Annotated in this window: 23 protein-coding genes; 14 read left to right on the forward strand and 9 right to left on the reverse strand. The window is 51.0% G+C overall.

All coding sequences use genetic code 11. The features are described 5' to 3' along the window. Positions 1-9 precede the first annotated feature (9 nt). Together QMN38_RS01800 and gapA are read right to left on the reverse strand one after the other, a co-directional pair. Positions 10-894 (reverse strand): D-hexose-6-phosphate mutarotase, encoded by an 885-nt coding sequence (locus QMN38_RS01800; protein WP_323604365.1) that lies wholly within the window; start codon positions 892-894, stop codon positions 10-12. Positions 895-1,093: 199 nt separating this feature from the next. Next, positions 1,094-2,089 (reverse strand): glyceraldehyde-3-phosphate dehydrogenase, encoded by a 996-nt coding sequence (gene gapA, locus QMN38_RS01805; protein WP_003030697.1) that lies wholly within the window; start codon positions 2,087-2,089, stop codon positions 1,094-1,096. Positions 2,090-2,430: 341 nt separating this feature from the next. Here gapA and msrB point away from each other — a divergent pair, with 341 nt between their 5' ends. Together msrB and QMN38_RS01815 are read left to right on the forward strand one after the other, a co-directional pair. Beyond that, on the forward strand, positions 2,431-2,844 hold the full coding sequence (msrB, locus tag QMN38_RS01810; RefSeq protein ID WP_040233651.1) for a peptide-methionine (R)-S-oxide reductase MsrB: 414 nt from the start codon (positions 2,431-2,433) through the stop codon (positions 2,842-2,844). A 42-nt stretch (positions 2,845-2,886) separates the two neighbouring features. Further along, the gene (locus QMN38_RS01815) at positions 2,887-3,162 is read left to right on the forward strand and encodes a YeaC family protein (RefSeq protein WP_271441150.1); all 276 of its coding nucleotides are present in this window, start codon (positions 2,887-2,889) and stop codon (positions 3,160-3,162) included. Positions 3,163-3,206: 44 nt separating this feature from the next. Here QMN38_RS01815 and yajD read toward each other — a convergent pair whose 3' ends face one another. Both yajD and chiD read right to left on the reverse strand, forming a co-directional pair. Beyond that, the gene (gene yajD / locus QMN38_RS01820; protein WP_271454286.1) at positions 3,207-3,551 is read right to left on the reverse strand and encodes an HNH nuclease YajD; all 345 of its coding nucleotides are present in this window, start codon (positions 3,549-3,551) and stop codon (positions 3,207-3,209) included. A gap of 94 nt (positions 3,552-3,645) precedes the next feature. Further along, complete coding sequence (gene chiD, locus QMN38_RS01825; RefSeq protein ID WP_323604366.1) at positions 3,646-4,899, reverse strand: chitinase ChiD; 1,254 nt, start codon at positions 4,897-4,899, stop codon at positions 3,646-3,648. 296 nt (positions 4,900-5,195) lie between these two features. On the opposite strand from chiD, the gene QMN38_RS01830 reads away from it, so the two are divergent. From QMN38_RS01830 to QMN38_RS01865, 8 genes are all read left to right on the forward strand, one after another. Then, a complete protein-coding gene (locus QMN38_RS01830) occupies positions 5,196-6,272 on the forward strand; it encodes a zinc-binding dehydrogenase (protein WP_323604367.1) in 1,077 nt (358 codons plus the stop codon). 27 nt (positions 6,273-6,299) lie between these two features. Further along, positions 6,300-7,679: an MFS transporter gene (locus QMN38_RS01835; protein ID WP_271457169.1), complete on the forward strand. Its 1,380-nt coding sequence runs from the start codon at positions 6,300-6,302 to the stop codon at positions 7,677-7,679. A gap of 18 nt (positions 7,680-7,697) precedes the next feature. Continuing rightward, positions 7,698-8,741: an NAD(P)-dependent alcohol dehydrogenase gene (locus QMN38_RS01840; protein WP_003832485.1), complete on the forward strand. Its 1,044-nt coding sequence runs from the start codon at positions 7,698-7,700 to the stop codon at positions 8,739-8,741. A 24-nt stretch (positions 8,742-8,765) separates the two neighbouring features. Next, positions 8,766-9,602: a ketose-bisphosphate aldolase gene (locus QMN38_RS01845; protein ID WP_079938513.1), complete on the forward strand. Its 837-nt coding sequence runs from the start codon at positions 8,766-8,768 to the stop codon at positions 9,600-9,602. A 4-nt stretch (positions 9,603-9,606) separates the two neighbouring features. Continuing rightward, positions 9,607-10,554, forward strand: a complete 948-nt coding sequence (locus tag QMN38_RS01850; RefSeq protein WP_271449115.1) for a carbohydrate kinase family protein — start codon at positions 9,607-9,609, stop codon at positions 10,552-10,554. A 9-nt stretch (positions 10,555-10,563) separates the two neighbouring features. Continuing rightward, positions 10,564-11,547: an NADH-dependent methylglyoxal reductase gene (ydjG, locus tag QMN38_RS01855; protein WP_323604368.1), complete on the forward strand. Its 984-nt coding sequence runs from the start codon at positions 10,564-10,566 to the stop codon at positions 11,545-11,547. A gap of 139 nt (positions 11,548-11,686) precedes the next feature. Further along, positions 11,687-12,445, forward strand: a complete 759-nt coding sequence (locus QMN38_RS01860) for a DeoR/GlpR family DNA-binding transcription regulator (protein WP_137383429.1) — start codon at positions 11,687-11,689, stop codon at positions 12,443-12,445. Positions 12,446-12,586: 141 nt separating this feature from the next. After that, positions 12,587-13,945 (forward strand): MFS transporter, encoded by a 1,359-nt coding sequence (locus tag QMN38_RS01865; RefSeq protein ID WP_323604369.1) that lies wholly within the window; start codon positions 12,587-12,589, stop codon positions 13,943-13,945. 33 nt (positions 13,946-13,978) lie between these two features. On the opposite strand, the gene pncA is transcribed toward QMN38_RS01865, so the two are convergent. The 3 genes from pncA to sppA all read right to left on the reverse strand — a co-directional run bounded on the left by pncA (position 13,979) and on the right by sppA (position 17,632). Beyond that, positions 13,979-14,617, reverse strand: a complete 639-nt coding sequence (gene pncA, locus QMN38_RS01870) for a bifunctional nicotinamidase/pyrazinamidase (RefSeq protein WP_271457190.1) — start codon at positions 14,615-14,617, stop codon at positions 13,979-13,981. 14 nt (positions 14,618-14,631) lie between these two features. Continuing rightward, on the reverse strand, positions 14,632-15,648 hold the full coding sequence (gene ansA, locus QMN38_RS01875; protein WP_202038841.1) for an asparaginase: 1,017 nt from the start codon (positions 15,646-15,648) through the stop codon (positions 14,632-14,634). A 127-nt stretch (positions 15,649-15,775) separates the two neighbouring features. Next, positions 15,776-17,632 carry a signal peptide peptidase SppA gene (gene sppA / locus QMN38_RS01880; protein WP_271441144.1) on the reverse strand — a complete coding sequence of 619 codons (1,857 nt, stop codon included), beginning with the start codon at positions 17,630-17,632 and terminating at the stop codon, positions 15,776-15,778. Positions 17,633-17,805: 173 nt separating this feature from the next. Here sppA and QMN38_RS01885 point away from each other — a divergent pair, with 173 nt between their 5' ends. The 3 genes from QMN38_RS01885 to QMN38_RS01895 all read left to right on the forward strand — a co-directional run bounded on the left by QMN38_RS01885 (position 17,806) and on the right by QMN38_RS01895 (position 21,462). Then, entirely contained in the window at positions 17,806-18,357 is a 552-nt protein-coding gene (locus tag QMN38_RS01885) for an NAD(P)H nitroreductase (protein WP_271449112.1), read from the forward strand. 116 nt (positions 18,358-18,473) lie between these two features. After that, positions 18,474-19,517, forward strand: coding sequence for a selenide, water dikinase SelD (gene selD / locus QMN38_RS01890; protein WP_271449111.1), 1,044 nt, complete (start codon positions 18,474-18,476; stop codon positions 19,515-19,517). A 4-nt stretch (positions 19,518-19,521) separates the two neighbouring features. After that, complete coding sequence (locus QMN38_RS01895; RefSeq protein ID WP_323604370.1) at positions 19,522-21,462, forward strand: DNA topoisomerase III; 1,941 nt, start codon at positions 19,522-19,524, stop codon at positions 21,460-21,462. A gap of 92 nt (positions 21,463-21,554) precedes the next feature. On the opposite strand, the gene gdhA is transcribed toward QMN38_RS01895, so the two are convergent. After that, positions 21,555-22,898: an NADP-specific glutamate dehydrogenase gene (gene gdhA / locus QMN38_RS01900; protein ID WP_137383421.1), complete on the reverse strand. Its 1,344-nt coding sequence runs from the start codon at positions 22,896-22,898 to the stop codon at positions 21,555-21,557. A gap of 236 nt (positions 22,899-23,134) precedes the next feature. Here gdhA and QMN38_RS01905 point away from each other — a divergent pair, with 236 nt between their 5' ends. Next, a complete protein-coding gene (locus QMN38_RS01905) occupies positions 23,135-23,410 on the forward strand; it encodes a YnjH family protein (protein ID WP_137383420.1) in 276 nt (91 codons plus the stop codon). Here the strand turns inward: QMN38_RS01905 and QMN38_RS01910 are convergent. Further along, positions 23,370-23,783, reverse strand: a complete 414-nt coding sequence (locus tag QMN38_RS01910; protein WP_271441176.1) for a pyrimidine (deoxy)nucleoside triphosphate diphosphatase — start codon at positions 23,781-23,783, stop codon at positions 23,370-23,372. The two genes, QMN38_RS01905 and QMN38_RS01910, sit on opposite strands and share 41 nt — an antisense overlap. Positions 23,784-23,796 lie beyond the last annotated feature (13 nt).

Raw genomic sequence — 23,796 nt, forward strand, 5'->3', positions numbered from 1 at the left:
GGCAAAATCTTATCGTTTCGCAACACGAATAGTTTGCGCCAGACGAGAAGGTTTCTCTTCCGTGGTTTTCTGCGGTGCGGTTGCGTACGCTGTTTCTACGCAAACAAACGTTTTGTAGCCATCGTCCGGCATATCACCCATGCTGACCGACAGCGCCGGACCCGGGTTCCAACCCACAACGTTCAGATGGTGGTGGTGCACGACATCGATATTACGCTTGAGCGAACCATCATGGATGACGCTGCATGCTTCCGGGTTCAGATAAACGCGGTCAGTACGATCCGGGAAGGTCTGGATACCATCGGCCAGCACATCTTCTTTCGCATCGTTCACTTTATCGATCAGGCGGTCGCCAAGACCACTGACTTTCACTGCGGCAATATCACCCACGTTGAAGTAGGTATGCAGTGCGGAGGTAGTTTCAAACTCGCCGTGGGCTTCCAGCTCGATTTCACAGGTTGCGCCGACTTTAAAGCGGGCAAGCAGGGTAAAGTCGTGTGGCCAAAGCTGACGCGTTTCAGCGTTGCTTTGCAACTCAAACGTCAGAACCACGCCGTTGTCATCTTCGTTATGCGCCTTCAGCGTCCAGGGCAGGTTACGCGCGAAGCCGTGAGAAGGTAGACCTTGCTGAGCCGCCGGGCCAAACCACGGCCAACAAATCGGTACGCCACCCCGCAGCGCCACACCAGTTTTAAACGGCGTGTTATTACTTAACCAGAGAACGTCATCTTCGCCGTTTGGTTTCCAGGACAGAAGGTGTGCGCCCTGCAGTGCGAAAGAGGCTTTAACCTGAGGGTGATCGACAACAATAACCTCCAGCTCATCAAGCTGGCGGCGGGAGAGGACAGGGGTAATTTGTTCGATTACTGGAAGTGCAAAAATTTTATTAATCATTACGCAATCCTTTTTAACCCTAAATATTTCGAGTTGCAGGACGGCGGCAAGTGAACGAACCCCCGATGAGCTTACTGTAGTAAGTGATTCGGGTGAGAGAGCGTAGCCAACACACCTGCAATTTGAAGTATGACGGGTATCTTCGGGCAAAAAAAAGAGCGACCTGAGTCGCTCTTACAGATTACTGTCTCATCTCAACTTATTTGGAGATGTGAGCAATCAGATCCAGAACTTTGTTGGAGTAGCCAGTTTCGTTGTCGTACCAGGAAACCAGTTTCACGAAGTTGTCGTTCAGAGCGATACCTGCTTTAGCATCGAACACGGAAGTGCAAACTTCGCCGTTGAAATCGGTAGATACAACGTCGTCTTCGGTGTAACCCAGAACGCCTTTCATCGGGCCTTCGGAAGCAGCTTTGATTGCTTTCTTAATTTCTTCGTAAGAAGCAGCTTTTTCCAGACGAACGGTCAGGTCAACAACAGATACGTTCGGGGTCGGAACGCGGAACGCCATACCAGTCAGTTTGCCATTCAGTTCTGGCAGTACTTTACCTACAGCTTTAGCAGCACCGGTAGAGGACGGGATGATGTTCTGGGATGCGCCGCGGCCGCCGCGCCAGTCTTTGTGAGACGGGCCATCAACGGTTTTCTGAGTAGCGGTGGTCGCGTGAACAGTCGTCATCAGACCTTCGATGATGCCGAAGTTGTCGTTGATAACTTTGGCCAGCGGAGCCAGGCAGTTAGTGGTGCAGGAAGCGTTAGAAACGATGTCCTGGCCTTCGTATTTGTCAAAGTTAGCGCCTTTAACAAACATCGGAGTGTTGTCTTTGGAAGGACCAGTCAGAACAACTTTTTTCGCGCCAGCAGTGATGTGCTTACGAGCGGTTTCATCTGTCAGGAACAGGCCAGTAGCTTCAGCTACTACGTCAACACCAACTTCGTCCCATTTCAGGTTAGCCGGATCACGTTCAGCGGTAACACGGATTTTTTTACCGTTTACGATCAGATGACCGTCTTTCACTTCAACGGTACCGTTGAAACGGCCGTGAGTGGAGTCATATTTCAGCATGTAAGCCATGTAGTCAGCGTCTAACAGGTCGTTGATTGCAACGATCTCGATGTCAGAACGTTCTTGAGCAGCACGGAAAACAATGCGACCGATACGGCCAAAACCGTTGATACCTACTTTGATAGTCATATATTCCACCAGCTATTTGTTAGTGAATAAAAGGTTGCCTGTAAAATTACAAAAACCTTACGCAGCGTCAAGCGGAATCGTGTCAATCATTGCGACAAATCAAACTGCTGCTTAAGCTTTGCGCAACTGACTCGCCTCACTCTTCCTTTGGGCTTGAAACCACATGGGGGCGGCGGCCCGAATTTTAAAGGGCAATCAAGATAAAAACGTGATGTTGATCACGATTCTTGGGCTGCCATTTCGCACGGATCAAGTTTAGAACAAAAGTTCGCACTACGGTGTTAATGTTTTGTTAGAATCTGTCTCGCGATGTGAGTTTAGATAAAGCGAGATGTGAGCAAATGGCTAAGCAACCTTCCCCAGAAGAACTGAAAAAAAATTTGTCCGAAATGCAGTTTTACGTGACACAAAATCATGGGACAGAACCGCCATTTACCGGGCGTTTGCTGCACAATAAGCGTGATGGCATCTACCACTGTCTTATCTGCGATAATCCCTTGTTTCGTTCAGAGACAAAATACGATTCTGGCTGCGGCTGGCCTAGCTTTTACGAGCCGGTGAGCGAAGAGGCTATCCGTTACATAAAAGACACGTCTCATGGCATGCAGCGCATTGAAATCCGCTGTGGAAACTGTGATGCGCATCTCGGGCATGTCTTTCCGGATGGGCCTCAGCCCACAGGCGAGCGCTACTGCGTTAATTCAGCGTCATTGAACTTCACAGACGGCGAAAACGGTGAGCAAACGAAAGGCTGAAGAAACGATTCAGCTAATTATTCTACGGAGAGTGGATTTAACATGAATCTTGATGAGATGATCGACAGCATGACGCCGGAAGTTTATCAGCGCTTATCGACAGCCGTTGAACTGGGAAAATGGCCGGATGGCGTCGCGCTGACCGCAGAACAAAAAGAGAACAGTTTGCAACTGGTGATGTTATGGCAGGCACGTAACAACACGAATGCGCAACACATGACTATCGATACCAACGGTGAGATGGTGATGAAGAGTAAGCAGCAACTAAAAGTGGAGTTTGGCATTACGCCTGAGCCGATTGCGACGTTTAAATCCTGATGATAAATGCCCGGTGAGCGTTTATGCCGGGCATATGCAGTAGGCTACTTTTTGTTCATCATCGCTTTAAGGTCAGCAAACGGATTATATTTCGCTTCGCCGACGGTCTTCTGCGCATCTTCTCCGGCAACCACTGTTGAACCATACTGGTCCGCTTCCGTATATTTGGAATGCTCATGATCGTGGCAGTACAGGCACAACATCTCCCAGTTGCTACCATCTTCCGGGTTGTTAGAGTGGTCGTGATCGATATGGTGTACGGTCAATTCGCGCAGATTTGAGTACACGAACTCGCGGGAACAACGTCCACAGACCCAGGGAAAGAGCTTAAGTGCCTTTTCCCGATAACCGACTTCCAGACGGGCGTAATTTTTAGGGATGAAAGCCATACCAGCTCATGCCTCCAGTAGAAGATGAAAAGCTGCGCCAGAGAATGGCGCAGCGGATTGCGATAATCATAACCTATTGTGGCAAGCGTTGGGATCAGTGTTTGATACCCAACGAATCGGCCAACTGCTTCGCTAACTGGTTTTTATCATCCGCACCATACTCCCAGAACATAGCGCCTCCCAGTCCCTTGCTTTTGATGTAGTCCGCTTTGATGGCAACAGAACGCGGGTTTTCGTAGGAGAGGGCGAAAAGTGCTTTTCCGTCGGCAGACTGCACCGACAACCACGGCACTTTTGCTTCATCATCCCAGTGTTGGGTAAAGCGTTTTTGTGGATCGTTGATGAGCTTCGCCACAATGTCGTTGTACTTCACATAGGTGTCTTTGGTCAGATCAACGCCCAGTGATTTGAACAACGCTATTTGCTGTGGCTCAAAATAGGGCTGAGTGGCTGGATTTTTCTGTGCGTCGGGTTTGCTCCAGTCAATCCCTGGCTCAACGGCGCGTTTAGGCACGCGACCGTAGAACCCAATACCCAGGTTCATCTGAGCGGGCTTTAGCCCTGCTGCGAGGTAGTTATTGACGACAAAATCGGCGCTGTACTTATCCGCTTCGGCGACCGTTGGCCACGCTGTCGAATCGTACAGGTTTGAGTTGAAGTACTGAGTACCGTAAGCCATATCGTAGGTCATCAGATTGATGTAGTCGAGCAATGGCGCAATGGCTTTGACGTCTACCCAGCTTTTCGGGCTTTCAGCGTTTGCACCGACTGCGATGGTCACCAGTTTTTTATGGCCCACTGCGGCACGTAACTCCTTCAGCAGCGTAGTAAAGTTTGCACGATCGGTCGGTTTACTTTCAACTAACCCCCATGCACCGTTTACCGGATACTCCCAGTCGAGGTCGATACCATCCAGGCCATATTTCGCAATGATGTCTTGCACCGACTGAATAAATACCGCCCGGGATTCTTTTGTGGCCGCAGCGCCTGAGAATCCACGCGCCCCCCAACCACCAACGGAAAGCAGAACTTTAAGATTCGGGTTCTGTTTACGCAATTCCGGGATCTTATGCAGATCAGACTGCACTTTTTCTGAAAGCCAAATTTGATGCAGCTTACTGGCATCTTTTAGCGCGTCATTGGTTTCGTCCTTCTCGTTGTTATAGATCAGGCCAAATGAGTAGTTCAGGTGGGTTATCTGGCGAACATCCAGTTTGTCGATATCGCCGCCAGGACCGGCAGTGACGTCGCCGCCGCCGTTGAAGTAGCCGACAGACATCAGTGAGTTAGCGGAAACAACGCTGGCACAGAGCAGGGGTAATGCTGCCAACAAAGGCAAAAGTTTCATCGGAGTTCCTCTTTGACAATTAAAAAAGCAAACACACCACGGAAATGGCGTGGCGAAAAAAACAGCTCTTGTAGGATAACAGTTTCATAACAGGAAAAATGCGAAGGGGTTCACGTCACTTTAGCGAAGCGGCTGCCATGTTCCTTTGTTTTTCAGTTCATCGTTGCACTTATTTGTGATCTGAGTTGTGAAATACAGAATTTTATCTGCGTTGTAAAGATTTGATGTTGACCTCAAAAATTATATGGATAAGTATGATGACCACTGATGTAAAACTAAACACAAAGGAAAATTCAATGAAAGCACTGGCAAGATTTGGCAAGGCCTTTGGCGGCTATAAGATGATTGATGTACCGGAACCGGTTTGTGGCCCGGATGACATCGTGATTGAAATCAAAGCGGCGGCTATCTGCGGCGCGGACATGAAACACTACAATGTTGATAGCGGATCCGATCAGTTTAACTCCATCCGCGGCCATGAGTTCGCCGGTAAAATTGTCCGCGTTGGCGACAAAGTTAAGGACTGGAAAGTCGGTCAGCGGGTGGTTTCTGACAATAGTGGACATGTCTGCGGCGTTTGCCCAGCCTGCGAACAAGGCGATTTTCTGTGTTGTACAGAAAAAGTGAACTTAGGTCTCGACAACAACATATGGGGCGGAGGGTTCTCGAAATATTGCCTGGTGCCGGGGGAAATCCTCAAAATTCACCGCCATGCGCTGTGGGAAATCCCACAAGGCGTTGATTATGAAGAAGCGGCGGTGCTGGATCCTATCTGTAACGCCTACAAATCTATCGCTCAGCAATCCAAATTCCTTCCCGGCCAGGACGTTGTGGTTTTCGGCACCGGTCCATTGGGACTCTTTTCGGTCCAGATGGCGCGCATTATGGGGGCCGTCAATATCGTGATGGTCGGGCTGGAAGAGGACGTCGCCGTACGCTTCCCGATCGCCAAAGAGCTGGGGGCGACTGCGGTTGTCAACGGTTCCACCGAAGATGTGGTCGCGCGCTGCCAGGAAATCTGCGGTAAAGACAATCTGGGGCTGGTCATCGAATGCTCCGGTGCCAATATCGCCCTTAAACAATCGATCGAAATGCTGCGCCCAAATGGTGAAGTCGTTCGCGTTGGCATGGGCTTTAAACCTCTCGATTTCTCCATCAACGACATCACCGCGTGGAACAAAAGCATCATTGGTCATATGGCCTATGACTCCACGTCCTGGCGCAACGCCATCCGCCTGCTGGCCAGCGGCGCGATCAAAGTTAAACCGATGATCACTCACCGTATCGGCCTGTCGCAATGGCGCGAAGGCTTTGACGCCATGGTCGATAAAACCGCGATTAAAGTGATCATGACTTATGACTTTGATGAATAACTCCATTTATTAAAGGAAGGTTCCCGGATGGAACAGATAGCAAAACCGCACTGCGGCGCCAGGCTGGACAGGCTGCCTGACTGCCGCTGGCATTCGTCGATGTTTGCCATGGTCGCCTTTGGATTACTGGTGTGCTGGAGTAATGCCGTCGGCGGGTTAATTCTCGCGCAGTTAAAAGAACTTGGCTGGACCGATAATTCCACCACCGCTACGTTTTCCGCCATTACGACGGCGGGAATGTTTCTCGGCGCGCTTGCCGGGGGAATTATCGGGGATAAAACCGGGCGCAAAAATGCCTTTATCCTGTATGAAGCGATTCATATTATCGCCATGGTCGTGGGGGCGTTTTCGCCAAATATGACCTTCCTTATTGCCTGCCGTTTTGTGATGGGGGTGGGATTAGGTGCGCTGCTGGTGACTCTGTTTGCCGGGTTCACCGAATATATGCCCGGCAGGAATCGCGGTACCTGGTCAAGCCGGGTCTCGTTTATCGGCAACTGGTCTTATCCGCTCTGTTCGCTGATCGCGATGGGATTGACGCCGTTAATCAGCGCCGAATGGAACTGGCGCGTGCAGTTGCTGATCCCGGCCGTACTGTCGCTGGTGGCGACCGTTATTGCCTGGCGCTGGTTCCCTGAGTCGCCCCGCTGGCTGGAATCCCGCGGACGCTACGCTGAAGCTGAAAAAGTGATGCGGGCCATTGAAGAAGGGGTTGTTCAGCAGACCGGCAAGCCGCTGCCGCCTGTGGTAATTGAAGATGATGGCAAAGCCCCGCGCACGGTACCTTATTCGGCCTTATTAACGGGTGTGTTACTGAAGCGCGTTATTTTAGGTTCCTTTGTCCTGATTGCCATGAACGTTGTGCAGTACACCTTAATTAACTGGCTGCCGACCATATTTATGACTCAGGGTATTAACCTGAAAGATTCCATTGTTTTAAATACCATGAGTATGTTCGGTGCGCCGTTTGGGATTTTTATCGCCATGCTGGTGATGGATAAAATTCCCAGAAAGACCATGGGAGTGGGCTTATTAGTATTAATCGCCGTGCTGGGATATATCTACTCGCTGCAAACCAGCATGCTGCTGATTACGCTAATTGGCTTCTTCCTGATTACTTTTGTCTATATGTACGTTTGCTACGCTTCGGCAGTGTATGTACCGGAAATATGGCCGACCGAAGCGAAACTTCGCGGTTCTGGTCTGGCGAATGCGGTAGGGCGTATCAGCGGTATCGCCGCGCCTTATGCGGTCGCGGTATTGCTTAACGGTTATGGCGTAACGGGGGTGTTTGTCCTGCTGGGTGCGGTCTCCATTATTGTCGCTGTCGCCATTGCTACCATCGGAATTGAAACCAAAGGCGTCTCTGTCGAAAGCCTCGGTATTGATGCAGTTACCAGCAAATAATATTGATGGGGAAATAAAATGAAAAATTCAAAAGCGATATTAAAAACGCCGGGCACGATGAAAATTATTGCCGCCGATATCCCGGTACCCAAAGAGCATGAAGTACTGATCAAAATTGAATATGTAGGTATTTGCGGTTCAGATGTTCACGGTTTCGAATCAGGTCCCTTTATTCCGCCAAAAGACCCAAACCAGGAAATTGGCCTCGGACATGAATGTGCCGGTACGGTGGTGGCGGTAGGAAACCGCGTCAGTAAATTTAAACCGGGCGACCGGGTGAACATTGAACCCGGCGTGCCGTGCGGTCACTGCCGCTACTGTCTGGAGGGCAAATACAACATCTGTCCTGATGTCGACTTTATGGCCACGCAGCCTAATTATCGCGGCGCGCTAACCCACTATCTGTGCCATCCGGAGAGCTTCACTTACAAGCTGCCCGATAACATGGACACCATGGAAGGCGCGCTGGTAGAGCCTGCGGCGGTAGGGATGCATGCCGCAATGCTGGCAGACGTTAAACCGGGCAAGAAAATTGTCATTCTGGGGGCGGGCTGTATTGGTTTAATGACCCTGCAAGCCTGTAAATGTTTGGGTGCTACCGACATCGCCGTTGTTGATGTTTTGGAAAAACGTCTGGCCATGGCCGAGCAGCTTGGTGCGACGACGGTGATCAACGGAGCGAAAGAGGACACCGTTGCCCGCTGTCAGCAGTTCTCCGGCGATATGGGGGCTGACATTGTTTTTGAAACTGCCGGCTCGGCGATCACCGTTAAGCAGGCTCCGTACCTGGTGATGCGCGGCGGGAAAATCATGATCGTTGGGACGGTTCCCGGTGATTCGGCGATTAATTTCCTCAAAATTAACCGTGAAGTCTCCATTCAGACCGTTTTTCGCTACGCCAACCGCTATCCGGTCACTATTGAAGCCATTTCCTCCGGGCGTTTCGATGTCAAGTCGATGGTGACACATATTTATGATTATGAAGATGTTCAGCGCGCGTTTGATGAGTCAGTCAACAATAAACGCGAAATTATCAAAGGCGTTATTAAAGTTAACCATTAATTTATTGAAAAGGGAGAAACAACTATGCTGGCAGATATTAAATATTGGGAAAATGATGCCCAGAATAAACATTATGCGATTGCCCACTTTAACGTGTGGAATGCGGAAATGTTAATGGGGGTGATCGATGCGGCGGAAGAATCTAAATCGCCGGTGATTATCTCCTTCGGCACCGGTTTTGTCGGTAATACCTCGTTTGAAGATTTTTCGCATATGATGGTTTCGATGGCGAAAAAAGCCTCGGTGCCGGTTATTACCCATTGGGACCACGGGCGCAGCATGGAAATTATCCATAACGCCTGGACCCACGGCATGAATTCGCTGATGCGCGATGCCTCCGCCTTTGATTTCGAAGAGAATATTCGCCTGACTAAAGAGGCAGTGGATTTCTTCCATCCGTTGGGTATTCCGGTCGAGGCGGAGCTGGGCCACGTGGGGAATGAAACGGTTTATGAAGAAGCGCTGGCGGGCTACCACTATACCGACCCGAGCCAGGCGGCGGAATTTGTCGAGCGTACCGGCTGCGATTCTCTGGCGGTAGCGATTGGTAACCAGCACGGTGTCTATACTTCAGAGCCGAAACTGAATTTCGACGTGGTCAAACGCGTGCGCGAGGCGGTATCCGTTCCGCTGGTGCTGCACGGCGCGTCCGGCATTAGCGATGCGGATATCAAAAAGGCCATTTCATTAGGTATTTCGAAAATCAATATTCATACCGAACTGTGCCAGGCGGCAATGGCGGCGGTGCAGGAGAACCAGAATCAGCCGTTCCTGCACGTTGAGCGTGAAGTTCGCAAAGCGGTAAAAGAGCGCGCGCTGGAGAAAATTAAACTGTTTGGTTCTGACGGTAAAGCGGAATGACAATATGGATAATATCGAGGTTATTTGTATCGGGGCGGCTATTGTTGATATTCCCTTGCAGCCAGTAAGTAAAAATATCTTTGATGTAGATTCTTATCCTTTAGAACGTATTGCGATGACGACGGGAGGCGATGCGATTAATGAAGCGACGATTATTTCTCGTCTCGGACATCGTACTGCATTAATAAGCCGGGTCGGTGACGATGCTGCGGGACATTTTATTGTCGACCATTGTCGTCGGGAGAATATTGATATTCAGAGCCTGAAACAGGATGCGGATATTGATACTTCTATTAACGTGGGTTTAGTCACCGCCGATGGTGAGCGCACCTTTGTCACCAACCGCAACGGCAGCCTGTGGAAACTGAATATTAACGATGTTGATTTTGACCGTTTCTCGCAGGCAAAGCTGCTGTCGCTGGCGAGTATTTTTAACAGTCCGCTGCTTGATGGTCAGGCGTTAACGGCCATTTTCACGCAGGCGAAAGCGCATAAGCTCATTATCTGCGCGGATATGATTAAACCGCGGCTGAATGAAACGCTGGACGATATCCGTGAAGCGCTGAGCTACGTGGATTATCTGTTTCCCAATTTTGAGGAGGCAAAACTGCTCACCGGGAAAGAGACGCTGGATGAAATAGCCGATAGTTTTCTGGGCTGCGGCGTGAAAACGGTAGTCATTAAGACCGGCAAGAGAGGCTGTTTTATCAAAAGTGTCGATATGAAAATGGAGGTCCCGGCGGTGTCAGGAATTACCGCCATCGACACCATCGGCGCGGGAGACAATTTCGCCTCGGGGTTTATCTCCGCGCTGCTTGAAGGCAAACCGCTGCGCGAGTGTGCGTTATTTGCTAATGCAACGGCAGCAATATCGGTCCTCAGCGTGGGCGCCACGACGGGCGTGAAGAACAGAAAGCTGGTTGAACAACTTCTCGACGAATATGAAGGGTAATAGCGGCAGATGAAAATGATTCCTTTAGGCATTACGGATATTACGCTCTCCCGTATGGGGCTGGGCACCTGGGCCATCGGCGGCGGTCCGGCATGGAATGGCGATCTTGATTTGCAGGTTTGTATCGACACCATTCTTGAAGCACACCGTTGCGGCATTAATCTGATTGATACCGCTCCGGGGTACAACTTCGGTAATAGCGAAGTGATTGTCGGGCAGGCGCTGAAAAAGCTGCCGCGCAGCGAGATCGTGGTTGAAACCAAATGCGGCATCGTATGGGAGCGAACAGGCAGCCTGTTTAACAAAGTAGGTGATCGCCAGCTGTATAAAAACCTCTCGCCTGAGTCTATTCGCGAAGAGGTTGATGCCAGCCTGCAAAGATTGGGTATCGACAGTATTGATATCTATATGACCCACTGGCAGTCGGTTGAACCCTGTTTTACGCCGATAGCGGAAACCGTTAATACGCTAAACACCCTAAAGAAAGAAGGGAAAATTCGGTCTATCGGCGCCGCCAACGTGGATGCCGGGCATGTCAGGGAGTACCTCAAGTATGGCGAGCTGGATATCGTGCAGGCCAAGTACAGCATTCTTGATCGCGCGCTGGAAACTGAACTGCTGCCGTTATGCCAGCAGAATGGCATTGTTGTGCAGGTTTATTCCCCACTCGAGCAGGGACTCCTGACCGGGACTATTGATCGAGATTATGTCCCTAGCGGTGCGCGGGCCAACAAAGTCTGGTTCCAACGGGACAATATGCTGCGGGTGATTGACATGCTTGAGCAATGGCAGCCACTGTGCGAGAAATACCGCTGCACAATCCCCGCGCTGGCCTTGGCATGGATTTTAAAGCAAAGCGATTTAATTACCTTACTGAGCGGCGCAACCGCGCCTGAACAGGTTCGCGAGAATGTCGAGGCGTTGACCATTCCTCTGACAGATGATGATTCATTATTGATGAGGCAAATGGCAGAGGCGTTGGATAGCAAATAAGCCAGCAGATAGGATTGACCTCTGTTTCTGTGTAAAAGAGTATTGAAATCTGTGATTCAGACATGTTCTTTTGAAAATAAACATAGCCTGTGAGATACTAGGGTCTTATTATTACTTTGCAGGAAACAGAGGTGTCATCGTGGCGGCAAAAGACAGGATTCAGGCCATTAAGCAAATGGTGGCTAATGATAAGAAAGTGGCGGTATCTAATTTAAGTTCAATCTTTCAGGTAACTGAGGAAACGATTCGCCGCGATCTTGAAAAACTGGAAGATGAAGGTTTTCTGACCCGAACATATGGCGGTGCAGTGCTCAATACTACCGCGTTGTCCGACAATATTCATTTTTATAAGCGTGCAAAATCTTTCTTCGAAGAGAAGCAGATCATTGCCCGTAATGCGTTACCGTTTATTAAAAATAAGACCACGATGGCTGCCGACTCCAGCAGTACTGCGATGGAATTATTAAAGCTATTGAAGGAAAGAAACGATCTGACGTTGCTGACGAACTCAGCGGAAGCGTTTCATGAATTAGCGCAATCTGAGATTAATGTGGTTTCGACTGGGGGAGAGTTAAATAAGAATACACTGTCACTTCAGGGCCGTATCACCAAAGAGATTATCAGCCGCTATCACGTTGATATCATGGTGATGAGCTGCAAAGGGCTGGACATTACAAGCGGTGCGCTTGATTCAAACGAAGCAGAAGCTGAGATCAAAAAAACAATGATTCGTCAGGCGGCAGAGGTCGCTCTGTTAGTCGATCACTCAAAGTTTGATCGTAAAGCATTTGTCCAGTTAGTGGATCTTAGCCATATTAATTACATTATAACAGATAAAGCACCGGGTGCTGAGTGGGTTGAATTTTGCAAGAAAAATAATATCCAGCTTGTGTACTAATGCAGGGCTAAGTAGTCGATATTTTTTAGATTGCATCCGGTTAATGCCAAATAAAAATGATGATGGTAAATGCGACAGATTTACACTGTCGCCTATTGCCATAACAAGTTTATTATATTTTGCTGCATTTGAGGCACCCAGATGGAACAATATGAACATATCGGCGCAAGGCTGGATCGCTTACCTTTTTCAAAGTTTCACTTTCGTATTTTTGGTATTATCAGCTTTGGTTTGTTGCTGACGGGCTTTCTGAGTTATTCCGGTAATGTGGTATTAGCTAAACTGGTTAGTAATGGCTGGTCGAATAACTACCTTAATGCGGCATTTACTTCAGCGCTAATGTTTGGTTATTTTATTGGCTCATTGAGCGGTGGGTTTATCGGCGATTATCTTGGGCGGCGGCAAGCGTTTCGGATGAATTTGCTGATAGTCGGTATTTCTGCAACTGCCGCCTCTTTTGTTCCCAATATGTATTGGTTAATCTTCTTCCGTGGGCTTATGGGGGTAGGAATGGGGGCGCTGATTATGGTGGGTTATGCCTCCTTTACTGAGTTTATTCCCCCGGTGGTACGCGGTAAATGGTCTGCTCGTTTGTCTTTTGTCGGCAACTGGTCACCCATGCTGTCTGCGGCTGTCGGTGTTGTCGTCATCGCCTGTTTCAGCTGGCGAGTGATGTTTTTTCTTGGTGGTGTGGGAATGCTGTTGGCCTGGTATCTGTCAGGAAAATACCTTATTGAGTCTCCCCGGTGGCTGGCAGGCAAAGGTCTGCAAGAAAAGGCGGAAAAGCATATCCTGGATGTAGAACAACAGGTCGAGAAAGAAAAAAAGATCATCTTGCCGCCATGTCCAAATCCTCGAGAAAAAACGGGGTTAAGCACGGTAAATGATTCGTTTTGGTTGTTATTCAAGGGGCAAATGTTACGCCGGACGCTGGTGGCGATCACAGTACTGATCGCGATGAACATCTCGCTGTATACTATTACCGTCTGGATCCCGACAATTTTCGTTAACACCGGTTTTGATGTGACGAAATCTATTTTCATGACCTCGATTATTATGATTGGGGCACCGGTAGGCATTTATATTGCCGCATTAATTATTGACCGCTTCCCACGACGGTTATTTGGCTCAACGCTGCTGATTATTATTGCTATCCTGGGATATTTTTATTCGATTCAAACACAGGAATGGGCGATTTTATGCTATGGCCTGGTGATGATCTTTTTTTTGTATATGTATGTCTGTTTTGCTTCTGCGGTTTATGTCCCGGAACTTTGGCCAACCCATCTTCGATTGCGAGGTTCCGGTTTTGTGAATGCCGTGGGGAGAATTGTCGCTGTATTTACACCGTACGGGGTTGCTGTATTACTCACTCAGTATGGCGCGGTCACCGTGTTTATTGTGCTCGGCGCTATGCTGGTGGTGTGCTCACTGATCCTGTTTTGTTTTGGTATTGAAACCCGCAGGGTTTCGCTGGAGCAGATATCGAGCCTGGGGTGAGTTTTGCCTGACAGTACGCCATCAGGCAAAAGGTTAGCGTTGCGTTTCTTCCCAGTCAGCCAGCGTGTACAGCGTTGCTCCGGCCGCAGCCATTTCCATAAAGGCGTGCGCGCTGTCTTCTGGCTGAATATTAACCCCACGGCAACCATCAGTAATAACGCTGACGGTATAGCCAAGATCGAGCGCATCCAGCACGGTAAATTTTACGCAATAGTCGGTTGCCAGACCCATGATGATCAGTTCAACCATGCGATTTTCCAGCAGCCATGCATTAAGCGCAGTTGCCTGACGACGGCCGTTATCAAAAAAGGCGCTGTAACTGTCGACCAGTGGATTTTCACCCTTGGTGAAGGTTTGAGAAATCGCACGCTGGTTCAACAGCGGATGCAGGGCAGCACCTTCGCTATTTTGCACACAGTGATCGGGCCAGAACGTCTGCGGCAGCCCGTCCAGTTGTCCCTGACTGTAAGGCGCAACCTGATGCTGGCTGGCGAAGCTACCGTGATTCGCCGGGTGCCAGTCCAGACTGGCAACGACGGTGTCACCGCGTACGGCGCACCAGTCAATCAGACGGTTGGCAATATCGATTGTGCTGTCGCCTTGCGGGACGGCAAGTGCGCCACCGGCACAAAAATCATTCTGTAAATCGACCAGCAATAAGGCTCGGGCCATCGTCATAGACTCCTTTACTCGTCCGGTGTGAGCTCACCACGCAAATTTTGCGTCATCGCTTCGCGAATTGCCTGGGTATCCAGGTTCTGGCTCAGCAAATAATGCAGCTTGGTAAGCGTAGCTTCGACGGTCATGTCCGCGCCGCCAATGACTCCCGCGTGCGCCAGCGCATTACCCGTCGCGTAACCGCCCATATTGACCTTGCCGGACATGCATTGGGTGAGATTCACCACCACAATGCCACGCGAACTGGCATCTTCAAGCTCTTTCAAAAACTCTTTGTTTTGTGGTGCATTACCGACACCGTAGGATCGAAGAATTAACGCTTTCACGGGCTGGCGCAGGAAATTTCGCACCACGTCAGCAGAGATCCCTGGGTAAATCGTGACCACGCCGATCGGCTGCGGGGTGATGGGGTGAACAATCAGTGAGCCCACACCATGCGGTGCGGGTGGTGTCCCCAGCCGGCGGATGTGGATTCCTGCTTCCAATAGTGGAGCAAGGTTCGGTGAGGCGAAGGCGTCAAAACCGTCAGCATGTGCTTTGGTTGTACGGTTACCACGAAACAGGCGATTGTTGAAAAACAGGGTGACTTCATTAATCGGGTAATTTGCCGCAACGTACAATGCATTCAGCAAATTGATTTGTCCGTCCGAGCGTAGTTCTGCTAGTGGAATTTGTGACCCTGTCACAATGACCGGTTTACCCAGGTTTTCCAGCATAAAAGAGAGCGCCGACGCGGTAAACGCCATAGTGTCAGTACCGTGCAGAATGACAAAACCATCGTAATCGTCATAGTGGGCTTTGATGTCTTCGGCAATATGTTGCCAGTCTTCCGGCGTCATATCGGAGGAATCCATCAGTGGGACGTATTCATGGATGGTGAAGTCTGGCATCTCAGGGCGGTGGAATTCAGGCATCAATGCCAGTTGGCGCTGCAGATGACCCGAAACCGGAATGTAACCCTGTTCAGAGCGCTGCATACCTATGGTACCGCCGGTATAGGCAACGTAAATCGATTTCTTTTGCATGACGATTTTCTTAAGGAGTCAGGATATTAATATAGCCGGATGGCTGCTATGCCTTATCCGGCCTAAAAGTTGCGCGATATACGTAGGCCGGATAAGACGCATTAGCGTCCTGTCCGGCAATAGCGACTTAACGGACGTTGGCGCAGGTCAGGCAGAACGCATAACGGTTTTGCGGATCGTTAAACGCAGCCAGTTTATCTCCTTCAGCTTTTACCGCGCTGGCAGCAGAAGCCAGCGGTGCCGGGAGCATTGCCTGAAGGGCTTCTGGCAGCATGGCGCGCACCGAACCTGACATACTGTCCATGACCATATCCACGAAGGTAGGCTCGTCCTGATAATACTCAATGTGCCATTGTTTCAGTTTTGCCAGCTCTGCAGCTTTCGCGACGGCATCATCGAAATCGCCCAGGCTGTCTACCAGTCCGTTTGCTTTCGCATCCTGACCGGTCCAGACATGACCCTGAGCAATTTTATCAATCTGCTCCGGTGTCGTCTTACGCGCATCCGCAACCAGCGTGATAAAGCGCTTATAGCCGTTCTCGATGCTTAACTGCATCATTTGCTGTACTTCCGGCGGTAACGCTTTGGTGATGGAGATATCCGCCAGTGGGGACGTTGCAACACCGTCAGTATGTACGCCAATTGAATCCAGACTGTTTTCTACGGTATTGATAACACCAAAGATGCCGATGGAGCCGGTCAGGGTGCTGGGGTTTGCCACGATGTAGCTTGCAGGCGTGGAGATCCAGTACCCCCCGGACGCCGCCATGCCGCCCATGGAAACGACAACCGGTTTGCCCGCCGCTTTTGCCGCTGCCAGCTCAGAACGGATCACTTCCGAGGCGCTGACGCTACCGCCAGGGCTATTCACGCGCAGGACAATGGCCTTCACTTTCGGATCGAGGCGTGCTTCACGGATCTGTGCGGCGGTCGTATCGCCACCCACATTCCCTGGCGTTTCCTCTCCGTCCATAATGGCACCGTTGGCGAAGACGACGCCGATGCTGTCCCCGGTATCAGCAGGTGTTTTCAGCGTGTAATCGTAGTAGCTGACAGAGCGGTAGTTTTTATCCGCTTTGCTCCAGCCAAACTGTTTGGTCAGTAACTTTTCGACTTCAGCGCTGGAGGCAAGAGCATCCACCAATTTGTTATCGAGAGCATATTTCGCCGTATCACCGTCGACTTTCGTCAGGCCGTCCAGCATCGCTTGCGCGCCAGGGAATACCTGTTGCGCCGGGATTTGTCGGTTAGCGGCGACCGTATCGAGATAGTTCTGCCACAGCTCGCCAATCCAGCGGCTGTCAGCTTCACGCGCGGCAGGTGACATATCATCACGGATAAACGGCTCGACGGCGGATTTATAGGTGCCCACGCGGAATACGTGCGTTGAGACCTTCAGCTTATCCAGCAGGGATTTGTAGTACAGACCGTTGGTGGCAAAGCCGTGCAGATCAACGGAACCCTGCGGAGATAGCCAAATTTTGTTGGCAAAACTTGCCAGGTAATACTGCCCCTGGCTGAAGTTATCGCCTACAGCAAAGACAGGCTTACCGCTGTCGCGGAACTCGCGTAGCGCTTTACCGATATATTGCATCGACGGTTGGTCGGCACCGGCGAAGTTTTTCAAGTCCATCACGATGCCGGTAATGTTGCGGTCATCTTTGGCCTGTCGAATGGTATTCACGATATCGAACAGGGAGTTTTCCTGTAGACGATCGGAACTTGCGCCAAACAGCTGACGACCGATGACACTTAACCGACTGGTGCTTGAAGGTTTATCAACAATTACCCCCGAGATATCCAGCAGCAGTGCGCCACGTTCAGCATGTTCGCTGGTGTTGCTGCTACTGACCTGCATCCAGATCCCAACACCCACCAGTACTAAAAAGATAAAGAACAGGTTAAGCACAAATTCACGGACGAAATTGAGTAATCGCCATGTCCATTTAAAAAATCCGGCAATAAATCGCCACAGGGTTCGCATGTATTCTCCCTATCGATTAACAACACGCCCCCGTGAGCCACGAGAAAGGCGTTAAGATGTGGCTATCGTAATGACCCGACAGGCACTTGTCAGCAGGAATCACCACCTGTGCTGTAACAAAATCCGCCCGCGTGTTAATTTTGTGAACAAATATCATTGTTGGAGTTAAGCAAATGGATGCACTCGAATTACTTATGACCCGTCGTAGCGCTTCTCGTCTTGTCGAACCGGCCCCGGTGGGAGAGCAACTGCAAAATATCCTGCGCGCCGGTATGCGTGCGCCAGACCACAAATCGCTACAACCGTGGCAATTTTTTGTGATTGAAGGCGAAGGGCGCGAACGTTTTAGTGCCGTGCTTGAAAAAGGTGCGATTGCTGCCGGAAGTGATGAAAAAGCACAGGAAAAAGCCCGTACAGCACCGTTTCGCGCGCCGCTGATTATCGCTGTGGTGGCGAAATGTGAAGAAAGCGACAAGGTCCCGATGTGGGAACAAGAAATGTCTGCGGGCTGTGCGGTAATGGCGATGCAAATGGCGGCGATTGCGCAAGGGTTTGGCGGGATCTGGCGCAGCGGAGCCTTAACGGAAAGTACGGTAGTCCGCGAAGCGTTTGATTGTCGTCCACAGGATAAAATCGTCGGTTTTCTCTATCTGGGAACGCCGCAGCTAAAAGCCTCCACCTCGATTAATCTTGCCGATCCGACCTCATTCGTCCGTTATTTCTGACATCAACGGCAAAACTGTCTGGATTATGAGCAAAGACACCCTAATTCAGACAGTCACTCTTACCACATCATGGAATGAGCGCTACCATATCCGCATTGCAATGACAGGAGATGTCCATGAGCGAGAACGCTATTCGTTTAACACAATACAGCCACGGAGCCGGTTGCGGTTGTAAAATTTCCCCGAAAGTGTTGGAAACCATCCTGCACAGCGAGCAGGCGAAGTTTGTTGATCCGAATTTACTCGTGGGTAATGAAACCCGCGATGACGCGGCGGTGTACGATCTGGGTAACGGCACCAGCGTTATCAGTACCACCGATTTCTTTATGCCGATTGTCGATAATCCGTTTGATTTTGGCCGCATTGCTGCGACCAACGCTATCAGCGACATTTTTGCAATGGGCGGCAAACCGATTATGGCAATCGCTATTCTGGGCTGGCCTCTTGATAAGCTGGCACCGGAAATAGCCCGCGAAGTGACCGAAGGCGGGCGTTTTGCCTGTCGTCAGGCGGGGATTGCACTGGCGGGTGGACACTCTATTGATGCCCCTGAACCAATCTTTGGACTCGCTGTGACGGGTATTGTGCCAACCGAACGTGTGAAGAAAAACAGCACCGCTGAGGCTGGATGTAAGCTGTTCCTCACCAAACCACTGGGTATTGGTGTACTGACCACCGCAGAGAAGAAATCGCTGCTGAAACCGGAACACGTCGGACTGGCGACAGAAGTGATGTGCCGTATGAACATTGCCGGTGCGGCATTTGCCGATATCGACGGTGTGAAAGCCATGACCGATGTAACCGGTTTTGGTCTGCTGGGTCATTTGAGCGAGATGTGCCAGGGGGCCGGCGTTCAGGCGCAGATCGTCTACCAGGACATTCCTAAGCTTCCCGGTGTTGAAGAATACATCGCACAGGGCGCAGTGCCGGGCGGTACGCAGCGTAACTACGCGAGCTATGGACACCTGATGGGGGAAATGCCGCAATCGGTACGCGATCTGCTGTGCGATCCGCAAACTTCCGGCGGCTTACTGCTGGCGGTAACACCGGAATCTGAAGCTGAGGTCAAAGCCGCAGCGGCGCAGTTTGGTATCGATCTCACGGCTATCGGTGAGCTAGTGGAAGCCCGCGGCGGTCGCGCCATGGTTGAGATTCGTTAACCCGATGCGGTTGTTTATTGCCGAAAAACCGAGTCTGGCGCGCGCCATCGCCGATGTGCTACCCAAGCCACATCGTAAAGGTGACGGTTTCATTGAATGCGGAAATGGGCAAGTGGTGACCTGGTGTATCGGTCACCTGCTTGAACAGGCACAGCCAGACGCCTATGACAGTCGTTATGCTCGCTGGAGCCTGGCCGATCTGCCGATTGTTCCGGAAAAGTGGCAACTACAGCCGCGTCCCTCTGTGACCAAACAACTCAACGTCATTAAACGCTTTTTACATGAAGCCAGCGAAGTTATTCACGCCGGAGACCCCGATCGTGAAGGACAACTGCTGGTGGACGAGGTGCTGGATTACCTGCAGCTTGCCCCCGAAAAACGCCAGCAGGTGCAACGCTGCCTGATTAACGACCTCAACCCACAGGCAGTGGAGCGGGCGATAGAGCGTCTACGTGCAAACAGCGATTTCATCCCACTGTGCGTGTCGGCACTGGCACGCGCACGCGCGGACTGGCTGTACGGCATCAATATGACGCGTGCTTACACTATTCTCGGGCGCAACGCAGGGTACCAGGGCGTTCTTTCTGTTGGCCGTGTACAGACACCGGTGCTTGGGCTGGTTGTACGTCGCGATGAAGAGATCGAGAACTTTGTCGCTAAAGATTTTTTTGAGGTGAAAGCGCATATCGTGACACCCGCCGATGAGCGTTTTACCGCCATCTGGCAACCCAGCGAGGCCTGTGAACCTTATCAGGACGAAGAAGGGCGTTTACTGCATCGCACGCTGGCTGAGCATGTGGTGAAGCGCATCAACGGTCAGCCGGCGATAGTCACCAGTTATAATGATAAACGGGAATCAGAATCCGCGCCGCTGCCGTTTTCGCTGTCGGCGCTGCAGATTGAAGCCGCGAAACGCTTCGGTTTAAGTGCGCAAAACGTTCTGGATATCTGCCAGAAACTGTACGAAACCCACAAGCTGATTACCTATCCGCGTTCGGACAGTCGCTATCTACCGGAGGAACACTTTGCCGGACGTCACGCGGTGTTGAACGCGATTAGCGTTCATGCCCCGGATCTGTTGCCGCAGCCTGCTGTGAATCCCGATACGCGAAATCGTTGTTGGGACGATAAAAAGGTGGATGCGCACCACGCTATTATTCCGACAGCGCGCAGCTCATCCATCAACCTCAATGACAATGAGTCGAAGATTTACAACCTGATTGCGCGTCAGTATCTGATGCAGTTTTGCGCGGATGCTGTTTTTCGTAAGTGCGTCATTGAACTGGATATCGCCAAAGGTAAGTTTGTTGCCAAGGCGCGTTTCCTGGCCGAGGCCGGATGGCGTACGCTGCTCGGTAACAAAGAGCGCGATGAAGATAACGACGGTACACCGCTGCCAGTGGTGGCAAAAGACGATGCGTTGCTGTGTGAAAAAGGCGAAGTGGTTGAACGCCAGACCCAGCCGCCACGTCACTTTACCGATGCGACGTTGTTATCGGCAATGACCGGGATCGCGCGTTTTGTGCAGGATAAAGATCTGAAAAAGATCCTCCGCGCGACGGACGGACTGGGGACAGAAGCAACACGAGCCGGGATTATCGAATTACTGTTTAAACGCGGATTCCTGGTGAAAAAAGGGCGCTATATCCATTCGACCGATGCCGGAAAAGCGCTGTTCCACTCGCTGCCTGAAATGGCGACACGCCCGGATATGACCGCGCACTGGGAGTCGATTCTGACCCAAATTAGTGAAAAACAGTGTCGTTATCAGGACTTTATGCAGCCGTTAGTCGGAACGCTGTATCAGTTAATCGACCAGGCTCGTAGTACACCCGTTCGCCGGTTCCGTGGGATTGCTGCACCTGGCGGTAGTGAGAAGAAAAAGAGTGTGCCGCGTAAACGTCCGGCAAAAAAAAGCCCGCCAGCAGATGAGGCGAGCGTGTAGTGTATTCGTAGGCCGGATAAGGCACGCGTGCTGCATCCGGCAATGCCTGATGGCGCGACGCTTATCAGGCCTACGGGAGCTACAGTTCTGAATTAAATCACACCCTGGCCCAGCATCGCGTCGGCAACTTTCACAAAGCCTGCGATGTTGGCGCCGCGCACATAGTTGGTTTGTTTGCTTTCACCGCCGTACTCGACACAGGCGTGGTGAATATCCAGCATGATATGGTGCAGACGGGCATCGACTTTCTCTGCCTTCCAGCCCAGACGCGCGGCATTCTGCGCCATTTCCAGACCGGATGTGGCGACACCACCTGCGTTAGCGGCTTTGCCTGGCGCAAACAAAACGCCTGCTTCCAGGAACAGATCGGTGGCCTCGATGGTCGTCGGCATATTTGCGCCTTCGGCGACGGCTTTCACGCCATTGGCGATCAGTACGCGTGCGGCATCGACATCCAGTTCGTTCTGGGTTGCGCATGGCAGGGCGATATCAACCGGAACAGACCAGGGTTGTTTACCTTCCAGATAGGTCAGACCAAACTCACGGGCGTAATCCGCCACGCGACCGTCACGGCTGTCTTTAATTGCGCACAGACGCGCCAGTTTTTCTGTTGTAAATCCACTTTCATCAACCACGGTACCGCTGGAATCGGAGGCGGTAACCACACGCGCACCAAACTCCATCGCCTTCTCAATGGCGAATTGTGCAACGTTACCGGAGCCGGAAACAGCCACACGCATCCCTTCAAAGCCCAGACCATGACGTTTGAGCATCGCTTCGGTGAAGTACACCAGACCGTAGCCCGTTGCTTCCGGGCGAATCAGACTGCCACCGAAAGAAAGGCCTTTTCCGGTGAAGACGCAGGCGCTGTTATTGGACAGCTTTTTCATCATCCCGGCCATAAAGCCGACCTCACGACCGCCCACGCCGATATCACCCGCAGGGACGTCGGTATCAGGCCCTAAATGGCGGAACAGTTCCGTCATCAGCGCCTGACAAAAACGCATGATTTCGCCTTCGCTTTTACCTTTCGGATCAAAGTCGCTACCGCCTTTACCACCCCCCATTGGCAGCGTGGTGAGTGCGTTTTTAAAGGTCTGCTCAAAGCCGAGGAACTTCAGGATCGACAGGTTCACCGAAGGATGGAAACGCATGCCGCCTTTGTACGGGCCAATTGCGGAGCTGAACTGTACGCGCCACGCACGGTTAACCTGTACCTGATTGCGATCGTCGAGCCAGACCACGCGGAACTGGATCACGCGCTCAGGTTCAACCAGACGCTCCAGCAAGGACATTTGACGATAGCGCGGGTTTTGCTCAAGGAACGGCCACAGTGTCGTCATTACCTCACGAACGGCTTGCGCGAACTCGGTCTGATTCGGGTCGCGCTTTTGTACATGGTTGAGAAACGACTCCAGAGAACATGTCTGATCCATAGATATAAGAACCTCTTATGTATTGATATGGTTATATTTTTGATATTTGTGTTAAGTGTTTTGCAGTTTTTGACTATACCATCAGCAGTGTGACGAGACGCAAGAAAAAATTAATCCCGCTAAGTAAATTAATATCGCGGCGTTGCTCATAACCAAAAACGATGATGGAGGAACTAAAGTTTCTGCCGGTTTATACCGTTATACTGAGCATAGATGTCAGTTAAAAAGGAAAGAATATGCGCCGTTTAATCATGGCAGGTGCGTTGGTGATGTTATCCAACGGGGTACTGGCAAATCAGCTTTATCGTCCGGATGTGCAAGTGAATGTGCCGCCGGAAGTGTTCAGTTCCAGCGGCCAGCGCGCGCAGCCCTGTAATCAGTGCTGCATTTATCAGGATCAAAACTATTCAGAAGGGGCGGTGGTGAAAGCCGATGGCGTGCTGCTACAGTGCCAGCGCGATGAGAAAACCATCAGCACGAACCCGCTGGTCTGGCGGCGTGTAAAAGAATAAACGCTTCTAATAGCGGGATATCGGCAGGCGCGAGTGGATAACGTAGCGCCTCTTCGGGTGAGCACCAGACCAAATCCTGATGCTCATGGGCGTAAAGCTCGCCCTGATAAGCCGGCACGTGCCAGGCATGCAGATGTATCAATCGGCCTGATACTTCGCGCTGATGACTGGCGACGTAATTCCCAACGATAGCCTCGATACCCAGTTCCTCACGTAATTCACGGACCAGCGCCTGTGGCTGGCTCTCTCCAGGTTCAACCTTACCACCAGCAAATTCCCACATACCGGATTGATCTGCATGCTGCGGGCGTTGAGCCAGTAAAATTTTGCCATCACGTTCAATAATCGCAGCGACCACGTCGAGGGTTTTCATCATATTCATCAAG

It is taken from the genome of Citrobacter sp. R-1.5.2, from assembly GCF_035064245.1.
Taxonomy (GTDB): Bacteria; Pseudomonadota; Gammaproteobacteria; order Enterobacterales; family Enterobacteriaceae; genus Citrobacter.